Annotated in this window: 27 protein-coding genes; 21 read left to right on the top strand and 6 right to left on the bottom strand. The window is 36.2% G+C overall.

Annotated elements, in window-relative coordinates; genetic code table 11:
- Positions 1–20 precede the first annotated feature (20 nt).
- From RHP76_RS14195 to RHP76_RS14155, 9 genes are all read left to right on the top strand, one after another.
- Positions 21–1,754 (top strand): thiamine pyrophosphate-dependent enzyme, encoded by a 1,734-nt coding sequence (locus RHP76_RS14195; protein ID WP_311228433.1) that lies wholly within the window; start codon positions 21–23, stop codon positions 1,752–1,754.
- Positions 1,755–1,892: 138 nt separating this feature from the next.
- Positions 1,893–2,375: a hypothetical protein gene (locus tag RHP76_RS14190; protein WP_238590669.1), complete on the top strand. Its 483-nt coding sequence runs from the start codon at positions 1,893–1,895 to the stop codon at positions 2,373–2,375.
- Positions 2,376–2,470: 95 nt separating this feature from the next.
- On the top strand, positions 2,471–3,061 hold the full coding sequence (locus RHP76_RS14185) for a hypothetical protein (RefSeq protein WP_311228432.1): 591 nt from the start codon (positions 2,471–2,473) through the stop codon (positions 3,059–3,061).
- Between the two features lie 275 nt (positions 3,062–3,336).
- The gene (miaB, locus tag RHP76_RS14180; RefSeq protein WP_120233296.1) at positions 3,337–4,773 is read left to right on the top strand and encodes a tRNA (N6-isopentenyl adenosine(37)-C2)-methylthiotransferase MiaB; all 1,437 of its coding nucleotides are present in this window, start codon (positions 3,337–3,339) and stop codon (positions 4,771–4,773) included.
- Positions 4,774–4,976: 203 nt separating this feature from the next.
- Complete coding sequence (locus tag RHP76_RS14175; RefSeq protein ID WP_311228431.1) at positions 4,977–5,771, top strand: tetratricopeptide repeat protein; 795 nt, start codon at positions 4,977–4,979, stop codon at positions 5,769–5,771.
- Between the two features lie 36 nt (positions 5,772–5,807).
- The gene (locus RHP76_RS14170) at positions 5,808–7,097 is read left to right on the top strand and encodes a sigma-54 interaction domain-containing protein (protein ID WP_062676078.1); all 1,290 of its coding nucleotides are present in this window, start codon (positions 5,808–5,810) and stop codon (positions 7,095–7,097) included.
- A gap of 13 nt (positions 7,098–7,110) precedes the next feature.
- Complete coding sequence (locus tag RHP76_RS14165) at positions 7,111–7,815, top strand: hypothetical protein (protein WP_062676077.1); 705 nt, start codon at positions 7,111–7,113, stop codon at positions 7,813–7,815.
- Positions 7,805–8,356 (top strand): LptE family protein, encoded by a 552-nt coding sequence (locus tag RHP76_RS14160; protein ID WP_062676125.1) that lies wholly within the window; start codon positions 7,805–7,807, stop codon positions 8,354–8,356. Before RHP76_RS14165 ends, RHP76_RS14160 begins: the two co-directional genes overlap by 11 nt.
- Before the next feature lies 1 nt (position 8,357).
- Positions 8,358–10,463 carry a DUF8458 domain-containing protein gene (locus RHP76_RS14155; RefSeq protein ID WP_311228430.1) on the top strand — a complete coding sequence of 702 codons (2,106 nt, stop codon included), beginning with the start codon at positions 8,358–8,360 and terminating at the stop codon, positions 10,461–10,463.
- Positions 10,464–10,502: 39 nt separating this feature from the next.
- On the opposite strand, the gene RHP76_RS14150 is transcribed toward RHP76_RS14155, so the two are convergent.
- The 4 genes from RHP76_RS14150 to RHP76_RS14135 form a co-directional block, all read right to left on the bottom strand.
- Positions 10,503–11,111, bottom strand: a complete 609-nt coding sequence (locus tag RHP76_RS14150) for a DUF4126 domain-containing protein (protein WP_120233291.1) — start codon at positions 11,109–11,111, stop codon at positions 10,503–10,505.
- Positions 11,112–11,352: 241 nt separating this feature from the next.
- A complete protein-coding gene (gene rnpA / locus RHP76_RS14145; protein ID WP_062676074.1) occupies positions 11,353–11,724 on the bottom strand; it encodes a ribonuclease P protein component in 372 nt (123 codons plus the stop codon).
- A gap of 100 nt (positions 11,725–11,824) precedes the next feature.
- The gene (locus RHP76_RS14140; protein WP_062676073.1) at positions 11,825–12,550 is read right to left on the bottom strand and encodes a tRNA threonylcarbamoyladenosine dehydratase; all 726 of its coding nucleotides are present in this window, start codon (positions 12,548–12,550) and stop codon (positions 11,825–11,827) included.
- The gene (locus tag RHP76_RS14135) at positions 12,543–13,169 is read right to left on the bottom strand and encodes a TatD family hydrolase (protein ID WP_311228429.1); all 627 of its coding nucleotides are present in this window, start codon (positions 13,167–13,169) and stop codon (positions 12,543–12,545) included. The genes RHP76_RS14140 and RHP76_RS14135 overlap by 8 nt, the downstream gene beginning before the upstream one ends.
- Positions 13,170–13,265: 96 nt before the next feature.
- Here RHP76_RS14135 and RHP76_RS14130 point away from each other — a divergent pair, with 96 nt between their 5' ends.
- The 9 genes from RHP76_RS14130 to RHP76_RS14090 all read left to right on the top strand — a co-directional run bounded on the left by RHP76_RS14130 (position 13,266) and on the right by RHP76_RS14090 (position 22,630).
- Positions 13,266–13,895, top strand: coding sequence for a TetR/AcrR family transcriptional regulator (locus tag RHP76_RS14130; protein ID WP_047428771.1), 630 nt, complete (start codon positions 13,266–13,268; stop codon positions 13,893–13,895).
- A 103-nt stretch (positions 13,896–13,998) separates the two neighbouring features.
- Positions 13,999–14,994: an outer membrane protein assembly factor BamD gene (locus RHP76_RS14125; protein WP_062676071.1), complete on the top strand. Its 996-nt coding sequence runs from the start codon at positions 13,999–14,001 to the stop codon at positions 14,992–14,994.
- Positions 14,995–15,036: 42 nt separating this feature from the next.
- A complete protein-coding gene (locus RHP76_RS14120) occupies positions 15,037–15,360 on the top strand; it encodes a DNA-directed RNA polymerase subunit omega (protein ID WP_002983982.1) in 324 nt (107 codons plus the stop codon).
- A gap of 123 nt (positions 15,361–15,483) precedes the next feature.
- Entirely contained in the window at positions 15,484–16,689 is a 1,206-nt protein-coding gene (coaBC, locus tag RHP76_RS14115; RefSeq protein ID WP_120233289.1) for a bifunctional phosphopantothenoylcysteine decarboxylase/phosphopantothenate--cysteine ligase CoaBC, read from the top strand.
- A 36-nt stretch (positions 16,690–16,725) separates the two neighbouring features.
- Entirely contained in the window at positions 16,726–17,631 is a 906-nt protein-coding gene (locus RHP76_RS14110; protein WP_120233288.1) for a type IX secretion system protein PorD, read from the top strand.
- Positions 17,632–17,760: 129 nt separating this feature from the next.
- Positions 17,761–19,410, top strand: a complete 1,650-nt coding sequence (locus RHP76_RS14105) for a DNA repair protein RecN (RefSeq protein WP_120233287.1) — start codon at positions 17,761–17,763, stop codon at positions 19,408–19,410.
- Between the two features lie 76 nt (positions 19,411–19,486).
- Positions 19,487–20,953: a DUF5687 family protein gene (locus RHP76_RS14100; RefSeq protein ID WP_120233286.1), complete on the top strand. Its 1,467-nt coding sequence runs from the start codon at positions 19,487–19,489 to the stop codon at positions 20,951–20,953.
- A gap of 3 nt (positions 20,954–20,956) precedes the next feature.
- Positions 20,957–21,673 (top strand): ABC transporter ATP-binding protein, encoded by a 717-nt coding sequence (locus RHP76_RS14095; RefSeq protein ID WP_062676066.1) that lies wholly within the window; start codon positions 20,957–20,959, stop codon positions 21,671–21,673.
- 18 nt (positions 21,674–21,691) lie between these two features.
- Complete coding sequence (locus RHP76_RS14090) at positions 21,692–22,630, top strand: Dyp-type peroxidase (RefSeq protein WP_123277610.1); 939 nt, start codon at positions 21,692–21,694, stop codon at positions 22,628–22,630.
- Positions 22,631–22,710: 80 nt separating this feature from the next.
- Here RHP76_RS14090 and RHP76_RS14085 read toward each other — a convergent pair whose 3' ends face one another.
- Positions 22,711–22,908, bottom strand: coding sequence for a bacteriocin-like protein (locus RHP76_RS14085; protein ID WP_062676064.1), 198 nt, complete (start codon positions 22,906–22,908; stop codon positions 22,711–22,713).
- A gap of 247 nt (positions 22,909–23,155) precedes the next feature.
- Between RHP76_RS14085 and RHP76_RS14080 the strand changes: the two genes are divergently transcribed.
- The 3 genes from RHP76_RS14080 to RHP76_RS14070 are packed head-to-tail and all read left to right on the top strand — an operon-like array spanning position 23,156 to position 25,382.
- Positions 23,156–23,716, top strand: coding sequence for an RNA polymerase sigma factor (locus tag RHP76_RS14080; protein ID WP_123277611.1), 561 nt, complete (start codon positions 23,156–23,158; stop codon positions 23,714–23,716).
- Positions 23,703–24,311, top strand: coding sequence for a hypothetical protein (locus RHP76_RS14075; RefSeq protein ID WP_120233283.1), 609 nt, complete (start codon positions 23,703–23,705; stop codon positions 24,309–24,311). The genes RHP76_RS14080 and RHP76_RS14075 overlap by 14 nt, the downstream gene beginning before the upstream one ends.
- A 30-nt stretch (positions 24,312–24,341) precedes the next feature.
- Positions 24,342–25,382: an outer membrane beta-barrel protein gene (locus RHP76_RS14070; protein ID WP_120233282.1), complete on the top strand. Its 1,041-nt coding sequence runs from the start codon at positions 24,342–24,344 to the stop codon at positions 25,380–25,382.
- Positions 25,383–25,458: 76 nt separating this feature from the next.
- Here the strand turns inward: RHP76_RS14070 and fumC are convergent, their stop codons facing one another.
- A complete protein-coding gene (gene fumC / locus RHP76_RS14065; protein WP_311228428.1) occupies positions 25,459–26,853 on the bottom strand; it encodes a class II fumarate hydratase in 1,395 nt (464 codons plus the stop codon).
- Positions 26,854–26,877: the final 24 nt, after the last annotated feature.

Genomic DNA, 26,877 nt, shown 5'->3' with positions numbered 1-26,877 from the left:
ATCACCAAAACAGAGTAATTATGGCAAAAAACATCGCAGAGCAGATTGTTGAAATGCTCGAAAATGCCAATGTGAAAAGAATTTATGCTGTAACAGGCGACAGTCTTAATCATCTGAATATTGCAGTCAAAAAAAGCAGTATCCAATGGATTCATGTAAGACATGAAGAAGTAGGAGCTTATGCTGCCGCTGCAGAGGCGGAGCTTGATGGGTTAGCTGTATGTGCCGGAAGCTGTGGTCCCGGACACGTTCATCTGATCAATGGAGTTTATGAAGCTCATCGCTCTCATGTTCCAATGCTGGTCATTGCTTCCACCATTCCCAGTGATGAAATGGGCATGGATTACTTTCAGGAAACCAATACGATAAAACTGTTTGACGACTGTAGTTACTATAATCAAATGATTACCCGGCCAGAGCAGGTACAGAGAACTGTACAGACTGCTATCCAACATGCAATTTCCAAAAAAGGAGTTGCGGTGATAGGTCTTCCGGGAGATGTTTCTGAATTAGATGCCGAAGAAGGCTCTACTTCCACTCAAATCTTTAAAACAAATCCTGTCATAAGACCTTCGGATGAGGAGTTGAAAAGCTTGTCAACACTGATAAATAATAGTAAAAAAGTAACAATCTATTGCGGAATAGGCGCTGCTGAAGCCCGTGATGAAGTGATTGCTTTGTCCAATCTGTTAAAAGCGCCCGTAGGATATTCATTTAGGGGGAAAATGGCTATTCAGCCCAATAATCCAAATGAAGTGGGACTTACAGGTCTGTTAGGATTTCCTTCAGCCTATCACGCCATGCATGAAGCTGATCTTGTCATTCTTCTGGGGACGGATTTTCCTTATCAGAAATTCATGCCTGTAAAAAATAAAATCGTCCAGATTGATGAAAGTCCTGAAAGATTAGGAAGAAGAGCAAAACTCGAGCTAGGACTTGCCGGAGATGTCAAAGAAACCATCAAAGCATTATTGCCGTTACTTGACGAAAAAACTGATGTTCATTTCCTGAACGAGCAGCTGGCATTTTATGATAAAGTGAAAGAAAGCCAGTTGGAGTATGTGAAAGATTCTGGAAAAGAGAATGCTATTCAGCCGGAATATGTGGCCCATACTTTAGACAAACTTGCTAAGGATGATGCTATTTTTACGGTAGACACCGGAATGTGCTGTGTATGGGGAGCAAGATTTATTACAGGAACAGGCGAAAGGAAAATGCTGGGTTCATTCAATCATGGATCAATGGCTAACGCAATGCCAATGGCTATCGGAGCAGCTTTAGCTCATCCTGAGAAACAGGTAATTGCTCTATGTGGAGACGGAGGATTGTCTATGCTTTTAGGGGATATGGCTACTATTTTTCAGTATAAACTCCCTGTGAAACTAATTGTTTTCAACAACAGAACGTTGGGAATGGTAAAACTGGAAATGGAAGTTGGCGGGATGCCAGATAATGAAACCGATATGATTAACCCGGATTTTGCCATGGTAGCACATGCGATGGGCTATCCGGGAAAAAATGTTCATCTTCCCGAAGAAGTAGAAAGTGCCATCAAAGAATGTCTGGATCACAACGGACCTTATCTTCTGAATATTTTCACCAATCCTAATGCACTGGCCCTTCCTCCTAAGATTGAATTTGATCAGATTATGGGAATGACAAAGTCTATGGCCCAGCTGATGCTTGGAGGTAAAATGGATGAGGTTTTTGAAACCGTAAAAAGTAATTATAAACACATTAAAGGGTTACTGTAAGATTAAAAAATAATGAATTCAAAACTTGTATTGAATTCGCAATATTTAAATTCTGAAACTTCATGCTTTGCGTGAAGTTTTTATTGTTTATAAATAAGCTAAATATTTACCTTTGTTTATTATTTAGTATACAAAATTATGAGAACGATATTTTTATTTTTAGCCTTATGTGTAATGAATTTTTCATTGGCGCAGGATCAGGAAGACCGTGATGATTCTTTTATCAGGGAAAGCAATAAAAATGTTCTGAAAATAGATATCAAAGAACCTTTTATGCAGGTAGCTGTAAAATGTAATGATTTTAAACCTGCTGCTTTCGAAGGGGGTGTCGCGGCCTATAAAGAAATTCTCAACAAATATATGTATGCATATCTGAATTCAGATTTCTATGCTTTGACTGGAGATTTTACATTTACCTTAGTGCTTGATGCTAAAGGAAAAGTAGTAGATGTGAAAGGAATGCCTAAAGTACAGAACAGTGAAGTTTTTTTTGACGATATGCAATATGTAGTAAGAAGAATCAAGAAAAACTGGACTCCGGCCTCTTGTGGCGGGCAGCCTGTAGCTTCACAGATCAAGGTTAAAATGAACTTCTCTTCAATGTCTGTGGATATTGATTAGATGCAAAGGTTTTCTTTTCAAAATTTAAACACAGGGAGATATTTAGTGAAGAGATCAATTAAGATCTGAAAAAAGAAATAAAATGAAACATGACCATGATTAAAAAAATTTTGTTGTTTATTACTTTCTTTGCAACAAAATTAATTTTTGCTCAAAATGAAGTTTTGGATAAATATCCTTATGGCCAAGATTTTTACGTTGGAGGTGTAAATCAATTAACTAAGGAGATGGTAATGGTTGTTAAAGAGAAAAAGTTGTTGCCTTGCGAAAAAAGCGAAGAACGGTATAATGTACAGATTCTTGTGCATGAAAACTCATCCATCAATTATGTTAAAGATTTTGATACTGTAGAAATTCAAAAAAATAAATGCGCATTTGATTTCAACCGTAAAATTATTCCCCATCTCAAAAAATGGATGCCGGCAAAAGTAAACGGAAAGTTTATTGGAGCCATTGCCAAAATTGAAATAAATCCTTTTTATTTAGTTAATTCCAAAGATGATCCAAGTAAAAACGAAAAGAAAGGCCCAACTTTTAAAAAAGGAATAAAAGCTTTTGGATTTGAGGTTAAGTCTATTTTTGAAAAATTCGTAAAGAAAAACGAGGACAAAAGAGCTTTGTTGACATTTGTTGTGAATGAGAATGGCGAAATGGAGGATTTCAAGATTGAAGGTGATTTTTTTTGACTATGAAAAGAAAGATATCATCAATAGTCTGTCTAGAATAAAAGGAAAATGGAATCCTGCTACATTTAATAATATTTCAATTAGAGCTAAAATTACTCAACCAATTTTTCAACAATTTGATCTACAGAGAGAGTTGGAAGATCAGGATAAAATAATGGATCAAAATTTCCATGATAACAGATACAGATAATCTCCTGACATTCTGTCACAATATTTTGTATCTTTGCAAACTTATTCGTTCGTAATTTTAAATTACGGACCTTAAATTGATTATCGTGCAGGAAAAATATATAGACGAAACAAAACAGGGCGAAGCTTTTGCTATTGCAGAAAAACCGGAGAACTCTAAAAAACTGTTTTTAGAAAGCTATGGTTGTCAGATGAACTTCTCTGACTCTGAGATTGTTGCATCCATTCTTAATGAACAGGGCTATAATACAACGATGAAAGTTGAAGAAGCAGACCTGATTCTTTTAAATACATGTTCCATCCGTGAAAAAGCAGAACAGACTGTAAGAATGCGTCTTTCTCAGTTTAAAAATCTGAAAAAAGAAAGACCGAATATGACGGTTGGTGTACTGGGATGTATGGCAGAAAGATTGAAAACCAAGTTCTTGGAAGAGGAGCAGTTGGTTGACCTTGTTGTAGGTCCGGATGCGTACAGAGACTTACCGAACCTTTTAAAAGAAACTGATGATGGAAGAGATGCCATCAACGTTATTCTTTCCAAAGAAGAGACGTATGCCGATATCAATCCTGTTCGTTTAGGTGGAAACGGTGTTACCGCATTTGTTACCATTACCAGAGGTTGTGATAATATGTGTACATTCTGTGTGGTTCCTTTTACCAGAGGAAGAGAAAGAAGCCGTGATCCGCACTCTATTATTGAAGAATGTAAAGATCTTGCCAATAACGGATATAAAGAAATTACCCTTTTAGGCCAAAACGTAGACTCTTACCTTTGGTATGGAGGCGGTCCTAAAAAAGACTTTGCCAAAGCTTCTGAAATGCAGAAAGCAACAGCCGTTAATTTTGCTCAGCTTCTTGATTTAGTGGCTAAAGCTGTTCCGGAGCTGAGAATCAGATTCTCTACTTCCAACCCTCAGGATATGAGTCTGGACGTATTCAGAATGATGGCAAAACATGACAACATCTGTAAATATGTACATCTTCCTGTACAAAGCGGAAGCAATAATATGCTGGAAGCGATGAACAGACAACATACCCGTGAAGAATATCTTGATCTGATCAGAAAAGCAAAAGAAATTGTTCCGGAAGTCGCATTCTCTCAGGATATGATCGTTGGATTCTGTAATGAAACAGAAGAGGATCACCAGGATACTTTAAGTCTTATGAGAGAAGTAGAATATGACTACGGTTATATGTTTGCCTACTCAGAAAGACCGGGAACACCGGCGCACAAGAAAATGGAAGATAATATTCCGGCTGATGTAAAACAAAGACGTCTTGCTGAGGTTATTGCCCTTCAGGGTGAGCTTTCAAAACAAAGAATGAAATCTTATGTAGGAAGAGAGCACCAGATCCTGATCGAAGGAATTTCCAAGAAGAACAAAAATCAGTGGAAAGGAAGAAACTCTCAGAATGCCGTATGTGTCTTCGATAAACTGGAAGGACAGAAAATAGGTGACATTGTGAACGTTTTTGTGTATGATAATACGCAAGGCACGCTTTTAGGGAGGACAGTAGAATAAAATTAAGTTACCATCACTGAAAAACTTAAAAAAAGAAAATATATATTCTTAAAAAAAGATCAACGGGTATATTACCGTAAGATTTTTAGTAAATTGTGAAGGAAAGACAGTACTGTTCAGATTATGGTATATGAGCCCAGGTCTGAAAGAGATAGAAGGTTTAAAAGTAGTTTACTATCAGTATTCAACCTATAAAATTAAAAATGGAAAAGTTTCAGAGGTATTACCTTAGCTTTTTGTTACTTATCGTTTACACCAATACTATTGCACAGGTCAACTGTAATGCAGTAGAGGGTGAGAACTGTAAAAAGGCGTGTGAGTTATACAACTGGGCTTCAGATTTACAAGGTCTAGCAGAATCTCAGGAAGCTTTCGATAAAGACATTGAATTGTGTCCCGATTTTTCCTATGCTTATATGGAAAAAGCAGTTCCATATCTTAAAAACGGGGACTTCATAACCTGGAAGATTCTAATTGATAAAGCCGTTGCTTTAGACCCTAAAATGCACCTTGGTTACAGAGGCAGGACAAAGTTTCAGTTTCTGAGAGACTACACAGGAAGCATTCAGAATTTAGAAGAGTTAAAAAAATATCCGGGAGGCTTTGGAAGGTCTCAAAACGGAGATTATAATCTGGGCATCGTAAGAGTGATGTCCTACAGTGCTTTAGGACAGAAAGAAAAAGCAGCGGGGATTATAGAAAGGCTTCTGGTAACCAGAAGTTATGTGAAGGGAATGTTGGATCATTATCAGCTGGGAGTTACCTATTTCGAGTTGGGAAGATACGACAGAGCCCTGGAAAATTTTGAAAAACAAAGCAAAGAGTACGACTTTGCTGAGAATATATACTTTAAAAGTAAAGTTTCTAAGATCAGAAACAAAGATTATTTGGATTTAAAAATGTTAGCCTTACAAACGTATGATGAAGGGAAGACCATGAAAGATGTCTACACTCATCACTTTAACAAAGTCTACAGACAACAGATTGAAGAGCTGTAGAAGATTAACATTCAGTCAATAATCAAAAATTTACTTATGAGCAACGAGCTACAAAACATAAAAAACCGTTTCGGAATTATCGGAAACTTTCCTGCACTTAACCGTGCCCTCGAAAAATCTATCCAGGTTGCACCTACAGATATCTCTGTACTTGTGATTGGAGAAAGTGGGGTAGGGAAAGAATTTATTCCGAAAATCATTCATTCAGAATCCAGAAGAAAACATCAGCCTTATATCGTTGTAAACTGTGGAGCCATTCCGGAAGGAACCATAGATTCAGAATTATTCGGACACGAAAAAGGAGCTTTTACAGGAGCTACAGCTACAAGAAAAGGATATTTTGAAGTAGCAGACGGCGGAACCATCTTTTTGGATGAGGTAGGAGAACTTCCTCTACAAACTCAGGTTCGTCTTTTAAGAGTGCTGGAAAGTGGTGAATTTATGAAAGTAGGTTCTTCACAAGTGCAGAAAACCAATGTGAGAATTGTCGCAGCTACCAACGTTAATATGATGAAAGCTATCCACGATGGAAGATTCCGTGAGGATTTGTATTATCGTTTGAATACTGTTCAGATTGATATGCCACCTTTGAGAGAAAGAAAAGGAGACATTCATTTGCTGTTCAGGAAATTTGCAATTGACTTTGCAGAAAAATACAGAATGCCGGAACTGGAGCTGGAGCAGAGTGCTGTTCATTATATAGAAAGTTATTCTTTCCCGGGAAATGTCCGCCAGCTAAGAAATTTAGTAGAGCAGATGACCGTTGTGGAAAGAAACAGAAATATCACTGCTGAGAAGCTTGCCGAGTATATTCCTATGGAAACCCATCTTCCAATGGTGGTCAATACGCAAAGCACTCCAAAACAAAATGATTTCGGAAGTGAAAGAGAGATCATGTATAAAATTCTGTTCGATATGAGGAATGATATTAATGATTTAAAATCCTTAACTTCGGAACTGATCAAGAACAGAGGAACAGCAGATCTGAGCAACCATGAGAAAAACCTGATCAACAGGATTTATACCCCTGAAAGTCAGCCGCAGGTGAATTCCGGATCTTTGTTATATTTTGATAATAATAACGATACTCCGGCAGTTCAGACTCCAACAATTATTTCTAGTCCTGATGATAGTTATGAAGATATTGAAGATATCGAAATTGAGGAAAACAGACCAGAATCTCTTTCTCTTCAGAACAATGAAAAAGATTTGATTATCAAGGCCTTGGAGAAGCATAAAGGACGTAGGAACAGAGCTGCAGATGAGTTGGGAATCTCCCAAAGAACTTTATACAGAAAAATAAAACAATATAACCTGGAAGATTAGCAAAACATAAATAATGAAAGTCAATTTAACACCCAAGCCGATCAATTTTAAACTCGGAGAATATATAAACAAAGGTTTCGAACTTTTAAAGAAAGATTTCGGGAATATTTTTATAGCATTTTTAGTATGCTTTATCATGTCTATTATTCCATTCTGTGGATTATTAGCAATGGGTAATTTATACAAATACCTTCAGAGGCTGAACAGAAACCAGCCGGCAAGTCCCGGAGATATTTTTGATTTCAAAGATTTCATGCCTTATTTTATGTTGCAGTTAATTGTTTTTGGTGGTGTTTTATTGCTTTATATCCCGTTATTTGCTGTGCTGGGTATATCAGGAGCAATTTCCGGAAGGGATGAGCCCAATCCGATGGTAGGACTTTTTATGTTTCCTTATATATTTTTAATAATAGCAGCTATATATTACTTTGTTCTAAAAGGCTTTTATATTATTCCGTTAATCAGTCTTAAAGGAATCAAAGAAGTAAAAGAAGCCTGGAATATTTCCAAAATTATGAGCAAGGGAAATCTATTGTCAATTTTTCTTTTCTCATTGGTAGTGAGTATTTTGTCCCAGATTGGTATTGTTGCTTGCGGGATAGGAATTTTTCTTACCTTACCATTCTTATACACAGCAAATTATTTTGCTTATGAAGATGCTATTCAACAAATTGAGTATGATGAAATTATTGAAATCGGATCTAAAAATGAACTTTAAAATTAACAATATCAGCTTGAAACAATCACTGTTAACGGGAGTGCTTTTTGCATTGCTTGGAGTTTTAAATTCATGCTACAGCTTTACGGGATCGTCTCTTACAGATGAGAAAACAGTTCAGATTAATGAATTTCCCAATAATGCTCCTCTTGTAAACCCTGCATTATCACAACAGTTTTCTACAGCGATTCAAAACAGATTCCTTCAGAGAACCACTTTGAAAGGAACAAAAGAAAATCCGGATATCCTGATTGAAGGAGAAATTACAGACTATTCCATTACCCCTACCACCATCAGCTCCAATACCCAGACCAACCCTTCTGGAGGAGTGATTCAGCAGGCACAGAATAAACTTACGATTACAGTAAAGGTACATTATGAAAATAAAATTCATCCGGATGCAAGTTTTGACAGAACATATTCTGATGAAGCCGCTTTCAACAGTGATGTATCCCTAAGTCAGATCGAAGACCAGCAGGTAAAGCTGGTAACAGATAGAATTATTAATAAAATATTTAACGACATTGTAGCGAATTGGTAAGATGAATCCGAGAGTTTTAGAATTAATAAAAAATCCGAAAAATATTCAGTTAGAAGACCTTGGTCTTTTGAAAGAAGAGATTCACACTTTTCCTTATATTCAGAATATCAGGGCGCTTCATCTGTATGGAGTGCATCTGTATGAAAAAGAAAACTATCAGAAGGAGCTTTCTGTAACGGCTGCATATACTACTGATAAAAAGATTTTATATCAGCTGATCAACGGAAAGATCAGACAGGAGGTGAAACCCGAAATTGTGGAAGAAAAGAAACCTTCTAAAACAATTGAAAAACCTGCCCAATTTACTCCAAAGATCCAATCCTTCCCCATCAGAAGAGAAGAAGAAGTTTCTTTGGAAAAACCTTTGGAAGAGGAGAAAAGTACTTGTGTCTTACCAACCGCACAGGAAGTTAAACACATTTATGTAAACGGTGAACGAAACAGAATTTTATTTGAAGGAGAAGAAAACTTCCTGAATGACCAAAATTCTGAAACCATAGATATTGAATCTACCCTTGAATCTGGAACTCTGGTAACCCAGAAGACTGAGTCTACAGTTGAAGAACCGGTTGGGGAGAAAGTAGAATCCGGACAAGTTGAAACTAAGGAGAATGATGGAGAGGCGTTTACGGCAGAAACTATCATTCGCGAAGATCAGATTTCTTCAGAAAAAGAGGAAGACAATATTGAAGAAGAAGGAAATACCAGTTTTCATGAAGTAGCGCCTTTAGTATCAGAAGTAAATAGTGAGGCAGCAGCAGAAGAAGAGCCTGTAAAAGAGGAATCCGGCCATAAAACTGAATTGGTTTCTGAGGAAGAATCTGCTCACCAGGAAAAAATACAAGCTGAAGCAGAAGCCGGAGAAGACTTTACACCGGAAACCATCATCGATGAAGATCCGATTTCTGGTGTAAAAGAAGAAAATGGTAATGAAGGATTGCCTTCAGTGGAAATATCTGATGCGGAAGTAAGTTTCCATGGAACAGATTCATTTATGCCAGACGTTAAAATCCAGGCTAACAGCGAAGAAATAATGGAGACTGTTGAAATTTCCCAACCGAACATCAATAAACATGAGGAGGAAATGAGACGCCTGATTGAAGAGGTTGAGAAAAAAATGAAGGAAACTAAACTTGCTCAGCAAGAGGAAGAAATAGAGCCTGAAACAGTTGAGGATCATGAAATTAGCTTCGCTGATACTCAAAACTTTCATTTCTGGTCAACCAGTGACAATAAGCCTGAAGAAATAAAAGAAGAACCTGTACAGGAAGGAGTTATTGAAAATCAATTACCTGTAGAAGAGACTAATTCTGAGTTGGCTGAAGAAAAGATAGAAGAAACCTCTGAAGTACAGTCTGCATGGAAACCGATGAGTGTGGAATCCAATATGCCAGATTCTTTAATCAGTAAACCTGAACAAGCATCAGCTCCCGAAATACAATCTCTGGTAGTGGAAGCAGCTCCTGTTACTGAGTCTGAAGGTATTACTGAAGAGACACAATCTACAGAAGCTGTTAAGGAAGAAGTTTTGCCAGTAGTGGAGACTTCAGAAACTGAAGATGATAATGCTGCCCCAAGTGAATCAACTGAAGAAGAAAAAACGGTAACAGAAACTTTAAAAGAAGATGTTCCCGTAATGAATGTTTCATTCTTCGGAACCGATATTTCTACCCTTAAGGTTGAAGAAAAGAAAGAAGAACCTGTAGTAGAAAAAGTACAGGAGGTTACTATGAAAAATACTACTCCTTCATCAATAGACAGCAATGTTCCAGGTTTTATCAATACGTGGCAGAGCTGGCTTAAGATTGGCAGAACAGAAGAAATTGTAAAGGAAAAGTCAGAAATTAAAGAAAAGGCTATTGAAACCTTTATTGAAAACAACCCTAGAATCAGTCAGTTAAAAGAAGAAAGTACCTATGTTGTAAAAGAAAAGAATGACGATATCTCACATTTGATGACAGAGACATTGGCGAATCTTTATTTTGAACAGAAACTCTATACAAAGGCCATAAAAGCATTTGAAATATTGATCAAAAAGAGTCCTGAGAAGAAAGACTATTTTGAATCCAAGATTAAAGATATTAAAGACTTCAGAAGTAAAAATTAAAATGAAAAAGGTACTGTTCTCATCAGTACCTTTTTCATTTTATAACTTCTGAGAATTGCTTTTAGTGCTTTTTAATTTTTTCCAGGCCTTCCGCCCAAATACAATAACAACAATTAATGTGATTAGAGCAAATATGGCCGCTATTACCGGAGCTGCCATTGCGAGAACAGACATGATACCTGCACCAGCTGTCTCTGTTGTTCCTACCATAGAGTTTCCTAAACCTCCGGTAGTCGCAGTAGAAGCAGCCCTTATTCCTGCAAATCCAGAGCTGATGGTAGCTGCTGTACCTCCACCGGCAATTAATGCCAAAGCCCATTGTGGGAAAGTTCCAAGATCAGCAAACTGACTCGCAAATAATATGGAACCAGCTACTGTTGCCATGGGAATAGAAACAGTATCCAGTAAATGGTCAACAAAAGGGATGTAATAAGCAAGTATTTCAATGATAGTGGCTATTCCTGTTGTAATAAGTGTAGGGAGACCAGCAAGCCATTCAAAATGCTCATTCATGGGAATCCAGTTGAAATAGGAGGCAAGGCTTACAATAAACATAGGAAGAAATACCCGGAAGCCTGTAGCAGCTGCTAATCCAATCCCAATAAATGCACTGATGATATAAGAAAAATAGGGAACGTTATCTAACATATTAATTTTCAGATTTATTGTTTTCTCTAAAAATACAAAAACTATATGATATTTGGAGTATTGCTAATGTCTGAGTTTGGGGTCGAGTGATACGTGATACGAGTCTCGAGCTTTGCAATTCGTGGTTTATTGTAGCGTAAAAATATTTTATACATACTTATCTGAAAATTTGTGTGATCTGTGGGAAATAAAAAAATCTGCAAGAAAATGTCTCACAGATCTTTTTATTTTAAAGAAAAGATTATTTTTTCTGCGCTTCACAGAGTTTGATAAACTGTGCTTCCACATCCTGAAATTTAGGAGGCATCTCAGAAGAAACCCAAAACAGCATTGCCATAGTTTTTTCTCCAAAGGCTTGCCTGAAAAGATCTTTATTCAGACGATAGCATTCTCTCAGTAACCTTTTGATACGATTCCTGTGTACTGCTCTTTTAAAATATCTCTTAGAAACAGAAACTCCAAATCTTGCAGTTTCTACAGAAAGGTTGGGCTTATCCTTTAGAATAATAATTCTAAGGTTTCCGCTTGTTCTCCATTTACCTTTCTCAAAAAGCAAACTGATCTCTGTGTTTTTTTTGAGCTTTTCCGCTCTGGGATATTTGGAATTTGTCATTTACGAAATGTAATATATTTTTTTATTTTTCTCCCGCATATTTCACACATTAAGACATGAAAATCGTTTTAAAAATCTGTGAAATACATGAGAAAATATTTTAATCCTGATTTAATAAATGATTAATCACTTCTGAAGCGGTATACAACCCGAAAATGGCAGGCATATAACTTATTGTTCCGTAAAAAGATCTTTTATAATTGGTCCCGTCAGTCATTTTCAGACTTTCCTCATCCTGTATGTCATTGGCAAAAACACAACGGACTCCTTTGTCAATTTTTACTTTTTTCAGCCTTTTTCTTACCTGTCTTGCGAGGTGGCAGTGTTCAGTTTTGCTGATATCCCTTACCATTACCTTGCTTGGATCGGTTTTTCCACCGGCACCCATTGAACTTACAATTTTTATCCTTCTTCTTTTGGCAGCGATAATCAGACAAAGTTTTGGCGTTACACTGTCAATACAATCTAAAACATAATCAAATTTTGCAGAATCCAGAACTTCATCCATTCTTTCAGGATTTAGAAACTCATTGATTTTGGTTAAATTAAGATCGGGATTAATATCTAAAAGTCTTTCAGCTACCACTTCTACTTTATGCTTTCCAATGGTGGAATGTAAAGCCGGTAGCTGTCTGTTGATATTGGTAATGTCTACGGTATCACCATCTACAATCGTCATATTGCCAACTCCGGCTCTTGCAAGAAATTCAGCTGCAAAAGAACCTACGCCGCCTAAGCCAACAACCAAAACAGTAGCTTTGTTCAATTTTTCCAAGCCTTCTTCTTTTACCAGAAGCTCCGTTCTTTCCAACCAGTACTTATCCATTTTTTATTGAGTGTAAATTTTCTAAAATTTGTTCATTGAGCTGTTCCAAAGAAATACCTTTTATTTCCGAAACTTTATCATACAATTCTTCGATGCTAAAATCTTCATTGTCAGTTTCTAAAAAGAGTTTGTCTAATGGAGTGTTTTTCAAAATATCCTGCAAAGATAAATTATACAAAACAGCTTTTCCAAAACTCAGGTAAAAATTATTGGCAAGAAGGTCTTCGGCAATTTGATGTTTTTTATTAAAACCATGAATGATCATGGGCTGCTCGGCTTTCTTTTTAAAAGAAATGACCTCATAAAATTTTCTTACACAATGAATAATCATGGGCTTTTTGACTTCATTAGCGATCCTGATCTGTCTTAAAAAAACGTCTTCCTGAATTTTCTGATCTATAGAAACTAAAGAATCTAAACCACATTCACCAATGGCAAAACAATTTTGAAACATCATACTTTTCATCCATGAAAACTGCTGTTCGAGATTGTTAACATCAATATCTTGGGGATGAATTCCAATAGAATAAGGGAAATCAGGCGGAATTTGCTCAATGTTCATATTGTAAATTCCGTTTTTGATATATTTCTTATGATGATGAAAATCAAAAAAATCCATATTCAAAAGTAAGTATTTTCAGAATTAATTTAAAATTATTAAACGATCGTTTATAAATGTGTTAAAAATTTCTTAACTTTACTCAAAGTACACTTCATGAAAAAAAAATTTACAGAAAAACAGATTCACATATTGGATATTGCAGAAGAGCTCATCGCCAAGAAAGGATATGAGGGAACTTCTGTAAGAGATATTTGTTCCAAAGCAAATATCAACGTCGCCATGATCTCTTATTACTTCGGTTCTAAAGAGAAAATGATGTCCTATCTCTATCAGTACAGAGTACTGAAAACAAGAGAGAATTTTTCAGAATTTGCAGATACGATCAAGGATGGTAAGCCTGAAATGCAATTACGGGAAATGATTAAATATATTGTTTCTCAGCTTTTCAAGTATAATTATTTTCATGGTTTCGTGACCCAGGAGCTTCGTCATACAGAGAATCTGAAAGATGAACTGCTGGATTTCTATCAGCTATTTGTGAAAAAACTGGATGAAGTCATTAAAAAAGGTGTCGCATCAGGAGTTTTTACTTTTACGCCCAAACCTGAAGACATTCTTACCATGATCATCGGATCCACTTTATTTGTCATCAGGAATAAAAATTTCTATGAGCTCTATGTTCCGAGCAAAAATGAGGAAACCTATGCAAAAGAAGCAGAGAAAAAGGTGAGAATGAATCTTTTATTAAGTGTTTTTGCGATTTTGGGATACGCTGCAGACTAAAATTACGTTAAATATTCATAAAAAAAAATCTATTGGCAAAAAAGTTATATTTTTGCAAATTAGTAAATCGGCTGTATAATCCGAAAACTGTTGAATTTTATATATGAAAAAATATATTTTAGGTCTTTTTGCTGTAGCGGTGATTACATCTTGTGTAAGTCAGCAGGAGAGAGCAATGAGAAGTGCTGATAAAGAATTTATCTTAAAGGCAGCTAATGAAAATTTTGCCAAGAAAAAATGGAAAAATGCATTGGCTCTTTACGACAGACTTGCCAATCTTGTGGCGGGAACAGATGATTTTCCTAACGTAGGTTTCAATACAGCTTATGCCAATTATTACGACAAAAGTTATAAGCTGGCAGGACACCAGTTTAAGAATTTTGCAGTAAGTTTTCCAAAAGACCCGAGAGCAGAAGAAGCAGCCTATATGTCTGCATTATGCTACTATGAAGGTTCTATGGATTACAACCTGGATCAGTCGAGTACAGAATTGGCCATTAATGAGCTTCAGGAATTCCTGAACAATTATCCCAACTCTGAAAGATCTAAGAATATCAGCCAGTTAATTGATGAATTGTCTTATAAGCTGGAATTTAAAGCTTATGAAAATGCAAGACAATACTACAAAATGGGTGAGTATAAAGCAGCCAATGTAGCATTTGAAAATGTTTTGGAAGATTTTCCAAGTACAAAACTTCGTTCAAAGATTTATGACTATATCATGAAGTCACGTTATGAATTGGCGATGAAGTCTGTATATGGTCTCAAAGATGAACGTATTGAAAGTGCTCTTACTTATACAAAGCTGGTAGAGAAAGAACTTCCCAACACAGAATATTCTAAAACAGCAGTAGATCTTAGAGAAAAACTGGAAAAAGAAAAACAGAACTTCGTAGTTGTTAAAAAACAAACTGAGGCCAGAATTGCGGCTTTAACAGCAAAACAGAAAAAAGAAGCTGAAAAACTGGCAGATAAAGATAAAACAGAACAGCAAATCAAGGATCAAATCAGCAATGAAAAGAAAGCAATGCAGTTACAGAGGGACAGTGCAGCACTTAAGACACCTCCTCCTGCAGCGACTTTCAAAATTCAAAGATAATTCGTAAATTTGCCATCTTAAAATAAAAATAATTTTCTCAAAATGAGTGTAAAAGATACAAAAGCAGAAGTAAATACTATTACTTACGACAAAGATAAGATTGAAGATAAAGTAGGTTCAATCTATGAAGCTATTGTTATCATGGGAAAGAGAGCAGAGCAGATCAATGCGGAGATCCGTACGGAACTTCACAACAAATTGGATGAATTTGCCGTTCACAATTCTACATTAGAAGAGGTTTTCGAAAACAGAGAGCAAATTGAGATCTCTAAACATTACGAAAAGCTTCCAAAGCCAACTTCAATTGCTATTGAAGAATGGTTAAACGATGATGTTTATTTCAGAAAAACAGAAGAAAGAAAATAATCTTCTGTATTTTAATAAATCAAGGTCATAAAGGAATTTACTTCTTTTATGACCTTTGTTGTTTTAAAGCCTCATTGTGTGGGAAAAAATAAGTACTTTAGTATTTCAAAAAATTAGAACTAAATGAGTGTTTCCGGTAAAAAGATACTTATCGCTGTCTCTGGAGGAATTGCGGCTTACAAAATTCACTTTCTGATCAGAGATTTTGTGAAGAAAGGTGCCGAAGTACAGGTTATTATGACTCCTGATGCAGAAAACTTTGTAACGAAACTAAGCCTGTCTACATTATCCAAAAAATCCGTGTATTCGGATTTTTATAGTGATAACGGAACATGGAACAGTCATGTGGAAATGGCCCTGTGGGCGGATGTTATGATCGTTGCTCCATGTACGGCAAATACACTGTCAAAAATGGTTCACGGAATGTGTGATAATCTTGTTATTGCCACCTATATGTCTGCAAAATGTCCTGTATTCATAGCTCCTGCAATGGACCTTGATATGTATGCACACCCTTCTACAAAAAAGAATCTGGAGCTGGCAGAAAGCTTTGGACATATTATCATTCCTGCGGAAAATGGAGAGCTGGCCAGTGGACTGATCGGGCAGGGAAGAATGGCAGAACCGGCAACTATCTTTAATACGGTAGAACAATATTTAAGTTCGGATATCCAATCCCGAAGCCTTGAAGGAAAAACGGTTTTAATTACCGCAGGACCTACCTATGAAGCAATAGATCCGGTAAGATTTATCGGGAATCATTCATCAGGAAAAATGGGATTCTCTCTCGCAGAAGAAGCTTCAAAAAGAGGAGCTAAAGTAATTCTGATTTCAGGACCGAGTTTTCAAACCATCAATGATCCGAACGTTGAACTTCATAAAGTGACTTCAGCCAAAGAAATGCTTACAAAAGTATTTGAATTTTACGACAGCATAGACATAGGAATTGCCAGTGCTGCAGTAGCAGACTATGCTCCCAAAGAAGTGGCGAAGGAAAAAATCAAAAAGAATGTTGAAAATCTTACGATAGAATTGGTTAAGAATCCCGATATCCTTAAAACAATGGGAGAAAAGAAAACCCATCAGTTTTTGGTAGGATTTGCACTGGAAACGCAAAATGAAGAAGAAAATGCCAAAGGAAAACTGGAAAAGAAAAATCTGGATATGATCGTTCTCAATTCCTTGCGCGATGAAGGAGCCGGTTTTAAAAATGATACCAACAAAATCAAGATATTTACTAAAACAGAAAAGAAGGAATTCAATCTGAAATCCAAGGATGAAGTAGCAAAAGATATTCTCAATTTTGTTGAGGCTCAACTTTTAAAATAATTTTAATAAATTTCCGTTCTCAATTTTTAATAGGCAATGAAAAAAATTATAAGTTTATTTTTTCTGTTATTTCTATATACCCAAAGTTTTTCTCAGGAGCTGTTGGCAACAGTGCAAGTAAACTCCCAACAGCTGGGTGGAAGTAACCAGCAGGCGTACAAAGCGTTGGAGAAAAGTCTCCGGGACTTTATCAATAATACCAGCTGGACAGGTAAAAGACTTCAGAATTTTGAAAAAATAAAATGTGCTTTTTCTATTGTTATTGCAGAAAGAGATGTTAACAAATTCAAAGGATCTATTGTGATTCAGGCAGTAAGACCTGTGTACAATACGACTTATGAATCTCCTTTAATTAATCTTCAGGATCAGAGATTTGCTTTTGAATATATTGAAAATGAGAGTCTTATTTTTAATGAAAGACAATTCTCCGGGAAAAATCTTACCGATGTAATCAGTTTCTATATTTATGTTATTTTAGGTCTTGATGCGGATAGTTTCCAGTCTATGGGAGGATCACAATGGTACGCAAAAGCACAGCAGATTGCACAGAATTCCCAAAACAGAAACTATGAGGGCTGGAATACCATCAACGAGCCAAGAAGCCGTTCTATTTTGATTAACGAAATTATGAACCCCAACTGGAATCAGTTACGTTCTACCATTTATACTTACCATAGAGCTGGATTAGATAATCTTTTCAACCAGGATCAGACTGCCGGGAAAAAAGTCATTTTTGATGCCCTGATGCAACTAAAAATGTACGAAAATAATTTCCAGCAGGCGTTTTTCTTTAACCAGTTCATGGATACCAAAAGCGATGAAATTTTCAATATTTTCAATTCCGGAAATAATGGAGGGTTGATTCTTAATGATCTTAAACAGACAATGATCATCCTTTCACCAAAGAATATAGAGAATAAGTGGAATAAATGGAAAGTCTAGGATTTGTGAGCAGGTTTAAAAACAGTTAGCATTATGGATGAGTGAACAGTCAAAAAACGATTTCTTAACTCATTAAAAAAACTTATTTTTACAGTTCAAACTCAAATTGGATTATAACCCGGATTATCAATGCTTTCGAGAATTTACATTAAAAACTTTGCCCTGATTGATACCCTTGAAGTATCATTGAAAAATGGTTTACAGGTTATTACCGGTGAAACGGGGGCGGGGAAATCTATTATTCTAGGTGCTCTTCGACTTATTTTAGGTGAAAGAGCAGATGTAAAATCAATCGCCAAAGCTGAAGAGAAAAGTGTGGTGGAAACCGAGTTTTCTCTCAATAATCAGTTTAAGAAATTCTTTATAGAGAATGATCTGGACTACGAACTTCAGACTATTATCCGAAGAGAAATACTTCCCTCAGGGAAATCCCGTGCATTTATCAACGATGTGCCGGTAACGTTAGATATTCTTAGAGAGCTTTCCTCACAACTGATTGATATCCATTCTCAATTTGAAACATCCAATCTTTTTACCTCAGAATATCAGTTTAAAATTATCGACGGGCTTTCTGAGAATAAAAAAATCATTGAAGAGTATCAACAGGAGTTTTCTGAATTTCAAACGCTGAAGTTGTTATTGAAAAAACTGAAAACCCAACTTTCGGAATTCAATAAAGAAAGCGATTATAAAGAATTTTTACTCAACGAATTGGAAGAGCTCAAGCTTGACGATGTTGATTATGAGGATATTCAAAACCAGCTTTCTATCCAGGAAAATGCAGGAATGATCTCTGAAAATGTAGGCCAGATTCTGTCAAGGTTTCATCAGGAGGAAATAGGGATTCTGTCATTCTTTAATGAAGCGACCAGTAAACTTTCAAAAATTTCCGAAATTTCTACCAGTTTTGCTGAACTTGATTCAAGATTGGAAACCTCTTTTGTAGAGCTTAAAGACATTATCTCTGAGTTGGAGCATGAAGCGGAAAGAGTTGAAATCAATCCTGAAAACCTGATATATCTTACCGATCTTAACAATAAAATCAATGCGTTATTTCTTAAACATAATGTTTCAGAGCTTAATGAACTGATTGAGATCAGAAATCAGCTGGCTGGAGATCAGAAAGGAGCCTCAGATTTAGAATTACAGATTGAAGAAACTGAAGAAACGATCTCTCAAAAAGAAAAAACACTTCTGAGCCTTGCTTCAAAACTTTCAAAGAACAGACATAAGAATGTTCCTGTTTTCATCAAAAAAGCAGAAAGTCTTCTCAAGAAATTAGGACTGGAAAAAGCAAAGGTGGATATAGAATTGCAGGATGCTGACGAATTTAATCAGTTTGGAAAGGAAAGTATTCAATTATTGTTTCAGGCCAACTCCGGCTTCCCTTTAAAACCAATTCAAACGGCTATTTCCGGAGGAGAAAGATCAAGAGTAATGCTTGCTGTAAAGAAAATTATTGCAGAAAGTGATGAGTTGCCAACCCTTATTCTGGACGAAATTGACACTGGTGTTTCAGGAAAAGTAGCTGAAGAAATCGGTAACCTGATGAGAGAAATGTCTGAAGACATGCAATTGATTGTTATTTCCCACCTTGCACAGGTTGCTGCTAAAGGAAACGATAATTATAAAGTAGTAAAACAAGATATTTCCGGCAGAACACAATCTACTATTATTCCATTAAGCAGTGAAGAAAAACTGAACGAAATTGCCCAGTTACTTTCTGGAAGTAAAATTACGGAAGCAGCCTTGGCACAGGCAAAAGAGCTTATAGGATAATTAAATAAATCCACTTTTTTCTTAAAAATTTGTAACATATTTTACATTATATTTACTAATGTATAAAAACTAAAATATGTTTCTAAAGTTCCTTAGGCTTGAAATCAAAAGCTTTTTTCGTGGTACATCTTTAGGGATCAATCTGACCATGAAAATTCTCCGTTTTATAGGAATTCTTTACTTTATCGGATGTCTTGTGGGTGGAGCATTTATTGCCTTTTTCTACATTCAGGAGGAAATGCACCAGGATCCTTTAAAGGTAGTTTCAAAATTCATGATCATTGCCTGGATTATTGATCTTGTTCTTAAATATCTCTGGCAGGAAATCCCTACACAGAATATTAAGCCGTTTCTTACCATGAATATCAGGAAGAATACATTGGTCAATTATATGCTGGCTAAGACGTTTCTTTCAGCATTCAGTTGGCTGAGTTCCTTATTCTTTATTACATTTTCACTGATTGCATTATTCAATGGATACAGCATTCCAGGAGTCTTATTATGGCTTATAGGGGCGGTTTCATTACTTTACATGAATAATTTTATCAATATCTTTTTCAATGGGAAAGAAACGCTGGCAGTTATCACAGGAGTATGCTTTCTGGGTATAGGAGCGTTGGGGTATTATAATATTGTTCCAGTTTTATATTATTCTGAATCGGTTTTCTTCAGCTTGTATGAAAAACCTTACTTTGCACTGATTCCTGTTCTATTGTTTGTAATACTCTGGTGGGTATGTTTCCGCTACCTTCGCAATGAATTTTATCTTGATCAGGGGCTTGAAGCCAAGAAAACAGTCGGGAAAACAGAAAATATTGCCTTCCTGAATAAATATGGTGTTATCGGAGCATTTATCAATAACGATATCAGAATGCTGAGACGCAATAAAGTAACCAAAGGAATTTTGTTTGGAAGCTTTATGTTCTTGTTCTATGGATTGCTGATGTTTAGTTCTTCACTCTACAAAACTCCGGCAATGATGATGGTTATGGGACTTTTTGTAACAGGTGGTTTTCAGTTTCTGTTCGGGCAGCGCGTACCTGCTTTTGACAGTTCCTATTTTCCATTGATGATGACTCTGAATGTTCCTTACAAAGAATATCTGAAAGCGAAATGGTGGCTGATGAATATTATAACAGCTGCTTCTGTAGTCATTGCTCTCTGTTATGCGTACTTTGGCTGGGAGATCTATGTTACATTCTTTGCGGCAGGATTATATAATATAGGTGTTAACTCTCAATTTACCTTGTGGTCCGGAGCTTTCAATAAAAATCAGATCGACCTGAATTCAAAAGAGAAAAGAATGGGGCAAAAAGGAAGTTTCAGTTTAGTGACAATGCTTCTGCTGATTCCTAAAATGCTTCTCCCAATGGGAGTATTTGCTTTGACAAAATATCTATGGGGAATTACTGGCGGAGTGATAAGTATTGCAATTATAGGAATTATCGGCTTTTTTCTGAGAGAGAAAATCTTCGATATCATTGTAAAACAATATAAAAGAGAGAAATACAGCACTTTGGATGCATTTAAAAATATAAATTAAGCCATGATCAATATACATAATCTATCAAAAACATACGGAAAAGCAACGGTTCTTAATATCGAAAATCTTGAAATTCCTAAAGGGGAAACATTTGGCCTTGTAGGAAATAACGGAGCAGGAAAAACAACTCTTTTCAGCCTGATGCTGGATCTGATTCAGGCTACGACAGGATTTGTAAGCATTGATGGTATTAAAGTCAATGAATCCGAAGCCTGGAAAAATAAAGTATCAGCATTTGTAGATGATACCTTTCTCATTGGATATCTTACTCCGGAGGAATATTTTTATTTTCTTGGGGAGCTGAGAGGTCAGAATAAAGCATCTGTAGATGAATTCCTGAAACCCTTTCATGATTTTTTCAATGGTGAAATCCTGAAATCCGGGAAATATGTCCGTGATCTTTCAAAGGGAAATCAGAAAAAAGTGGGAATCGTAGGAGCAATTATCGGGAATCCTGAAATAATTATTCTTGATGAGCCTTTTGCTAACCTTGATCCGTCTACCCAGATTAAGCTTAAAAACCTGATCAAGGAATTATCAAAACAGGATGGCGTTACTTTCCTTATTTCCAGCCATGATCTTTCCCATACCACAGAAGTCTGCAACAGAATTGTAGTGGTGAACAAAGGTCTTTTGGTAAAAGATATTCAGACTAATCCGGAAACATTGAAAGATCTGGAACAATATTTTGCAGATCAGGTTTCAGTTTCGGATATTTAATACCACAAAAATAGAGGTATGAATACAATAGAATCACAGAATGTAACAGATTATCCCAACAGCAATACTATTTTCATGGTCTGGAAACTTAATGACAGCCCTGAGCTGAAAGAAGTTTTTCAGGAACTATGTGCTTTGGTTTTAAATCTTAATAATTCAGTGTTTAACCGTTTCCCGGACAGCAGAGCAAGCTGTGTCATGGGAATTGGCGCTGATGCATGGAGAAAACTGGAACTTCAGACACCAATGCCCAAAGAATTAGTCAATTTTGAAGAAATAAAAGGAACGAAACATACCGCAGTTTCTACTCCCGGAGATCTTCATTTTCATCTGAGAGCAGACAATAAAAGCCTTATTTTTGATATGGCTGTCGAAATTTCCAGGTTATTGAGCTCAGTGGCCGAAAGTATTCTGGAGGTTCATGGATTCAAATATTGGGATGCGCGTTCCATTCTTGGTTTTGTAGACGGAACGGAAAATCCGCATGGAGACGACCGTGATTATTTTGGAAAAATAGGAGATGAAGACCTTCAGTATAAAGGAGGAAGCTATCTTTTTGTTCAAAAATATCTTCATAACATGGATGCCTGGAAAGGCTTATCCACGGAAGAACAGGAAAAAGTGATCGGAAGATCAAAAGAGAATGATATTGAAATGTCTGATGATGTAAAACCATCAAATTCACACATTGCCTTAGCTAATATCGAGGGCGAAAACGGTGAAGAATTGAAAATCGTAAGAGATAATATGCCTTTTGGGAATCCTTCTACCAATGAGTTTGGAACTTACTTTATTGCCTATTCAAGTACATTCTCCACCACAAAGAAAATGTTGACGAATATGTTTATAGGTGATCCTCCGGGAAATTATGACAGAATTTTAGATTTCAGCACGGCAGTTACAGGAACGCTTTTCTTTGTTCCTACCAGAAATTTGCTTGATGAATTCACAGGATAAAATGAAAGGCTGTCCCATTCAAGGCAGCCTTTTTAACTTTTTTTAGTTGTTTCATGGTACTGTTTTAATTGAGCTTAGAATTAAGCTGGACCACCAGTATCACACATACCAACAGGAGTCAGACAAAATGCAGAAGAGTTGCAAGGATCTACATCGGGTTTTGTACAGCATGCATAATAGCCGTTTGCTTCTATTAAGTAAAGGTTACCAAGGCATGTAAAGCCCGCACCTAATACTACTTTTAAATTTTCTCTATCTAATTTTTTTAGATTTTTCATGGATTTAGTTTTAAATTAATTATATCTCTAATATAGGAAAAAAATAAATACAGAGTACTTTTAATTAAAATATTGTCATTCAGTTTTTTATTTAAAGGTTTTTCTTTTGTTTCTCGAAATAAAAAAAGGAGGGAATTTGTAACTCTGGACAAAAAAAATCAACTTATTGTAGTAAATAATAAAATATTTTTTTCAAGTTGTAACCTTTTTTTGTTTTGATTGTCTTTAGTATAGAAACAGCATAAGCATGAAACTTTTGTTCGGAAATAAAAAGAATGATTTGTTGAGCCTCCTGAAGAAACAGGATCCGGCTGCACAGAAGATTTTCTATGAACAGAATGTAAAGAGATTCCTGAGTGTAAGCAAAAGCTATGTGAGCGATTTGTATCAGGCCGAAGATTGTCTCATTAAAGCATTCTGTAAAATTTTTAAGCACATTGAAAGCTTCAGAGGAGAGTCGAACCTGGAAAGCTGGGCAAGAAGAATTGTTGTAAATGAATGCCTGAATTTTATCAAAAGTCATAAAACTATTTTCTATCTGGACGAGATTAATCAATCTTTTCATGAAGATATCCATGAAGCAGAGATTGATTGTGATTTTAATGCACAAGAGCTTTTGGATCAGCTTCCCGATGCCTACAGAATGGTTTTTAACCTGTATGTGCTGGAAGAATATTCTCACCAGGAAATTGCTGATACTTTGCAGATTTCAGTGGCTGTCAGCAAAACACAGCTGTTCAGAGCAAAAGAAAAATTAAGAAAGATCTACTTTCAACAACAAAAAAAAGTGAAAAATGAAAACGTCTAAAGATACTATTGAATTTCAGATCAAAAAACAGATTGAGGAGAGAGAAATCACTCCATCACGCAATCTGTGGTCCGAAATTGAGCTTCAGAATAACAATAGTCACCGTTTCAAATCAAAAATGAACTGGTTTTTAGTAGCGGCATGTTTGATTTTGACATTCAGCTTGGGAAGCGTTCTTTTTTTTCTTAATCAACCTTCCGAAACTCAGCAGGAAATTGTGAAACAAACCGGAAAAAATACTACAGAAGAAATTGTAAAAGATCCGGTTCAGAACCATGTTCCGCTGGCAGTTGAAAATAATGATAAAAAGGAGGTGAAAAAAACTCTTTCTCAGGATAAGGAAGAAGCTATTTCTCCTATGGCAATGGACCAGAATAAGCTTATTCCTAAAGAAACTCTTCCTTTGAAGAAACTGGATATCACTCAGATTTCTAATCCTAAGATGATGGCAAAAGCCGATTCTATAAAAACTCCGGTTAAAAAGAAAAAATATGTAGACCCATCCACACTTCTTTTCTCAGTAGAGCATAAAGATGTTATCGAAAAAACAAAGGATGGAAGTAATGTGGCTACTATTGATTTGAATGCCAGATAACATATCCGTAAAAATTTAAAAATTAATAATATGATCAAGAAATTAATCGTAATGGGATTGCTGTGCTCTTTTTCAGCATCATTCTATGCACAAAAGACATTCAATATTAACCTGTCTTCTAAAAAAGATACAGAGGTAAGCCCTATTGTAAAAGAAAAAGTAGAAGAATATGCTGCAAAGATCAATACCATCATTCAGGAAGAAAAAAAGCTGATGGAAGAAGAACTGTTGGTTCTGCAGGCAAAAAACCTGGATAAGGCAGATTTTGACAGAGAAAAAGCTCAGATTGCAGACCGTTATTCTGAGAAAATGGATAAAAGAATTGAGGAACTTGGCTTTGATCTGGATGACGTTATTCAAAAGCAGGTAAGATATTCCCTTCTGAATACCGATGTTACCTCTAAAGAAGAGCTTAAAGAAAAATTATTGAAAAAATTCCGTCCCAGCAGAAGCTTTACAGGATATTTCTCTTATGGAATCATGACACTTACAAACAGTGCTCAGGATAATGTCCTGGATAAAAACATAGGATATGCCAATAACCTGGAGTTTGGTCTGAAACTGAACTATCAGCTTAGCAGAACAAGCCCGTGGGCGGTAATTTCCGGGTTAGGATTTTCCTGGAGAACAGTAAGAGCAGATAATAATATGCTGTTTACAAGAAGTGCAGATCAGGGAGTCGCTTTGGCGCAATACAACGGAAACCTTGATAAAAGCAAATTGAGAACCGGATATATCATGGTTCCTCTTGGAATGCAGTATAATTTCTCAAAACTTAAAAATGCCGGAATGGATATCCAGTACAGAAGTTATTACACAGGATTTAAAATTGGAGCCAATGTATATGGTGGCGTAAAAATGTCTACCAACAATATTGTAAAAGGAAATGACGGTGAAACCAGAGACCGCGGAAACTATCAGGTGAATCCTTTTGTATATGGAGCACAGATTACATTTTCGTATAACAGTTTCAGCGTGTTTGTTAAAAAAGATTTCAGTAACTTCTTTAAAGACAGTTATTTCAAAAATGATAAAGCACTGATATTTGGCTTGGCCATTGGGTTAGATTAAATATATTTTTGACAGTAAAATGAAAAACTCCAGGAATTATTCCCGGAGTTTTTACACTGTATCAGTTATAGAATCATTATTTTAAACTTCCTACCATATCTTCAGGTTTTACCCACTCGTCAAACTGTTCAGCAGTTAACAAACCAAGATTAATGGCTTCTTCTTTCAACGTTGTCCCGTTTTTATGGGCCGTCTTAGCAATTTTAGCAGCATTTTCATATCCGATATGAGTATTTAAAGCCGTAACAAGCATTAAAGATTTGTCTACCAGTTCTTTAATTCTCTCATGATTGGGCTCAATACCTACCGCACAATGATCATTGAAGGAAATACATGCATCGGCAATCAATTGGGCAGACTGTAAAAAATTGTAAGCCATTACCGGTTTGAAAACATTCAGCTCATAATTCCCCTGAGTTCCTGCAAATGAAATTGTAGTGTCATTTCCTAAGACCTGTGCGCAAACCATCGTCATTGCTTCATTCTGGGTAGGATTTACTTTCCCGGGCATAATAGATGATCCCGGTTCATTTTCAGGAATATGAATTTCCCCGATTCCGGAACGTGGTCCTGATGCCAGTAATCTTATATCCTGAGCAATTTTATATAAAGAAACTGTCAGTTGCTTTAAAGCTCCGTGAGATTCTACAATCGCATCATGAGCAGCAAGGGCTTCAAATTTATTTTCAGCAGTAACAAAAGCGTGTTTTGTAAACTGAGCAATATATTCTGCTACTTTTACATCATAGCCTTTAGGCGTATTCAATCCTGTTCCTACAGCAGTTCCTCCCAATGCCAGTTCAGAAAGATGAGGTAGGGTATTTTTTAAAGCTCTCAATCCGAATTCCAATTGAGCCACATATCCTGAAAATTCCTGTCCAAGAGTAAGCGGAGTGGCATCCATCAGGTGGGTTCTACCAATTTTTACCACATCTTTAAAGGCTTTTGATTTCTCAGACAACGTATTTTTTAGTTTCTCAACAGCCGGAATGGTTACTTCCACAACTTTGGTATACGCAGCAATGTGCATGGCAGTGGGATAGGTATCATTCGAAGACTGGGATTTATTCACATCATCATTCGGGTGGATTTCAGATTTTTCACCCAATGTTCCGCCGTTATTGACGTGTGCTCTGTTTGAAATTACTTCATTGACATTCATGTTCGACTGGGTTCCGGAACCCGTCTGCCAGATCACCAGAGGAAACTGGTCATTCAATTTTCCCTCCAGAATTTCATCACATACTTTCGCGATCATATCTCTTTTTTCCACAGGAAGTACTCCCAGATCAGTATTGGCATAAGCGGCAGCCTTCTTCAGATAAGCAAAAGCTTCAATGATTTCATGCGGCATTGAACCCTCAGGTCCTATTTTGAAATTATTTCTGGAACGTTCCGTCTGTGCACCCCAAAGTTTATCTGCAGGTACCTGCACTTCTCCCATGGTGTCTTTTTCTATTCTGTAATTCATAGTGTTGAAATTTGTATGATCTTT

Source organism: Chryseobacterium sp. SG20098 (assembly GCF_031844745.1).
Classification (GTDB): domain Bacteria; phylum Bacteroidota; class Bacteroidia; order Flavobacteriales; family Weeksellaceae; genus Chryseobacterium; species Chryseobacterium cucumeris.
Note: the sequence above shows the minus strand (reverse complement) of the source record. Positions and strands in the feature narration are given on the sequence as shown.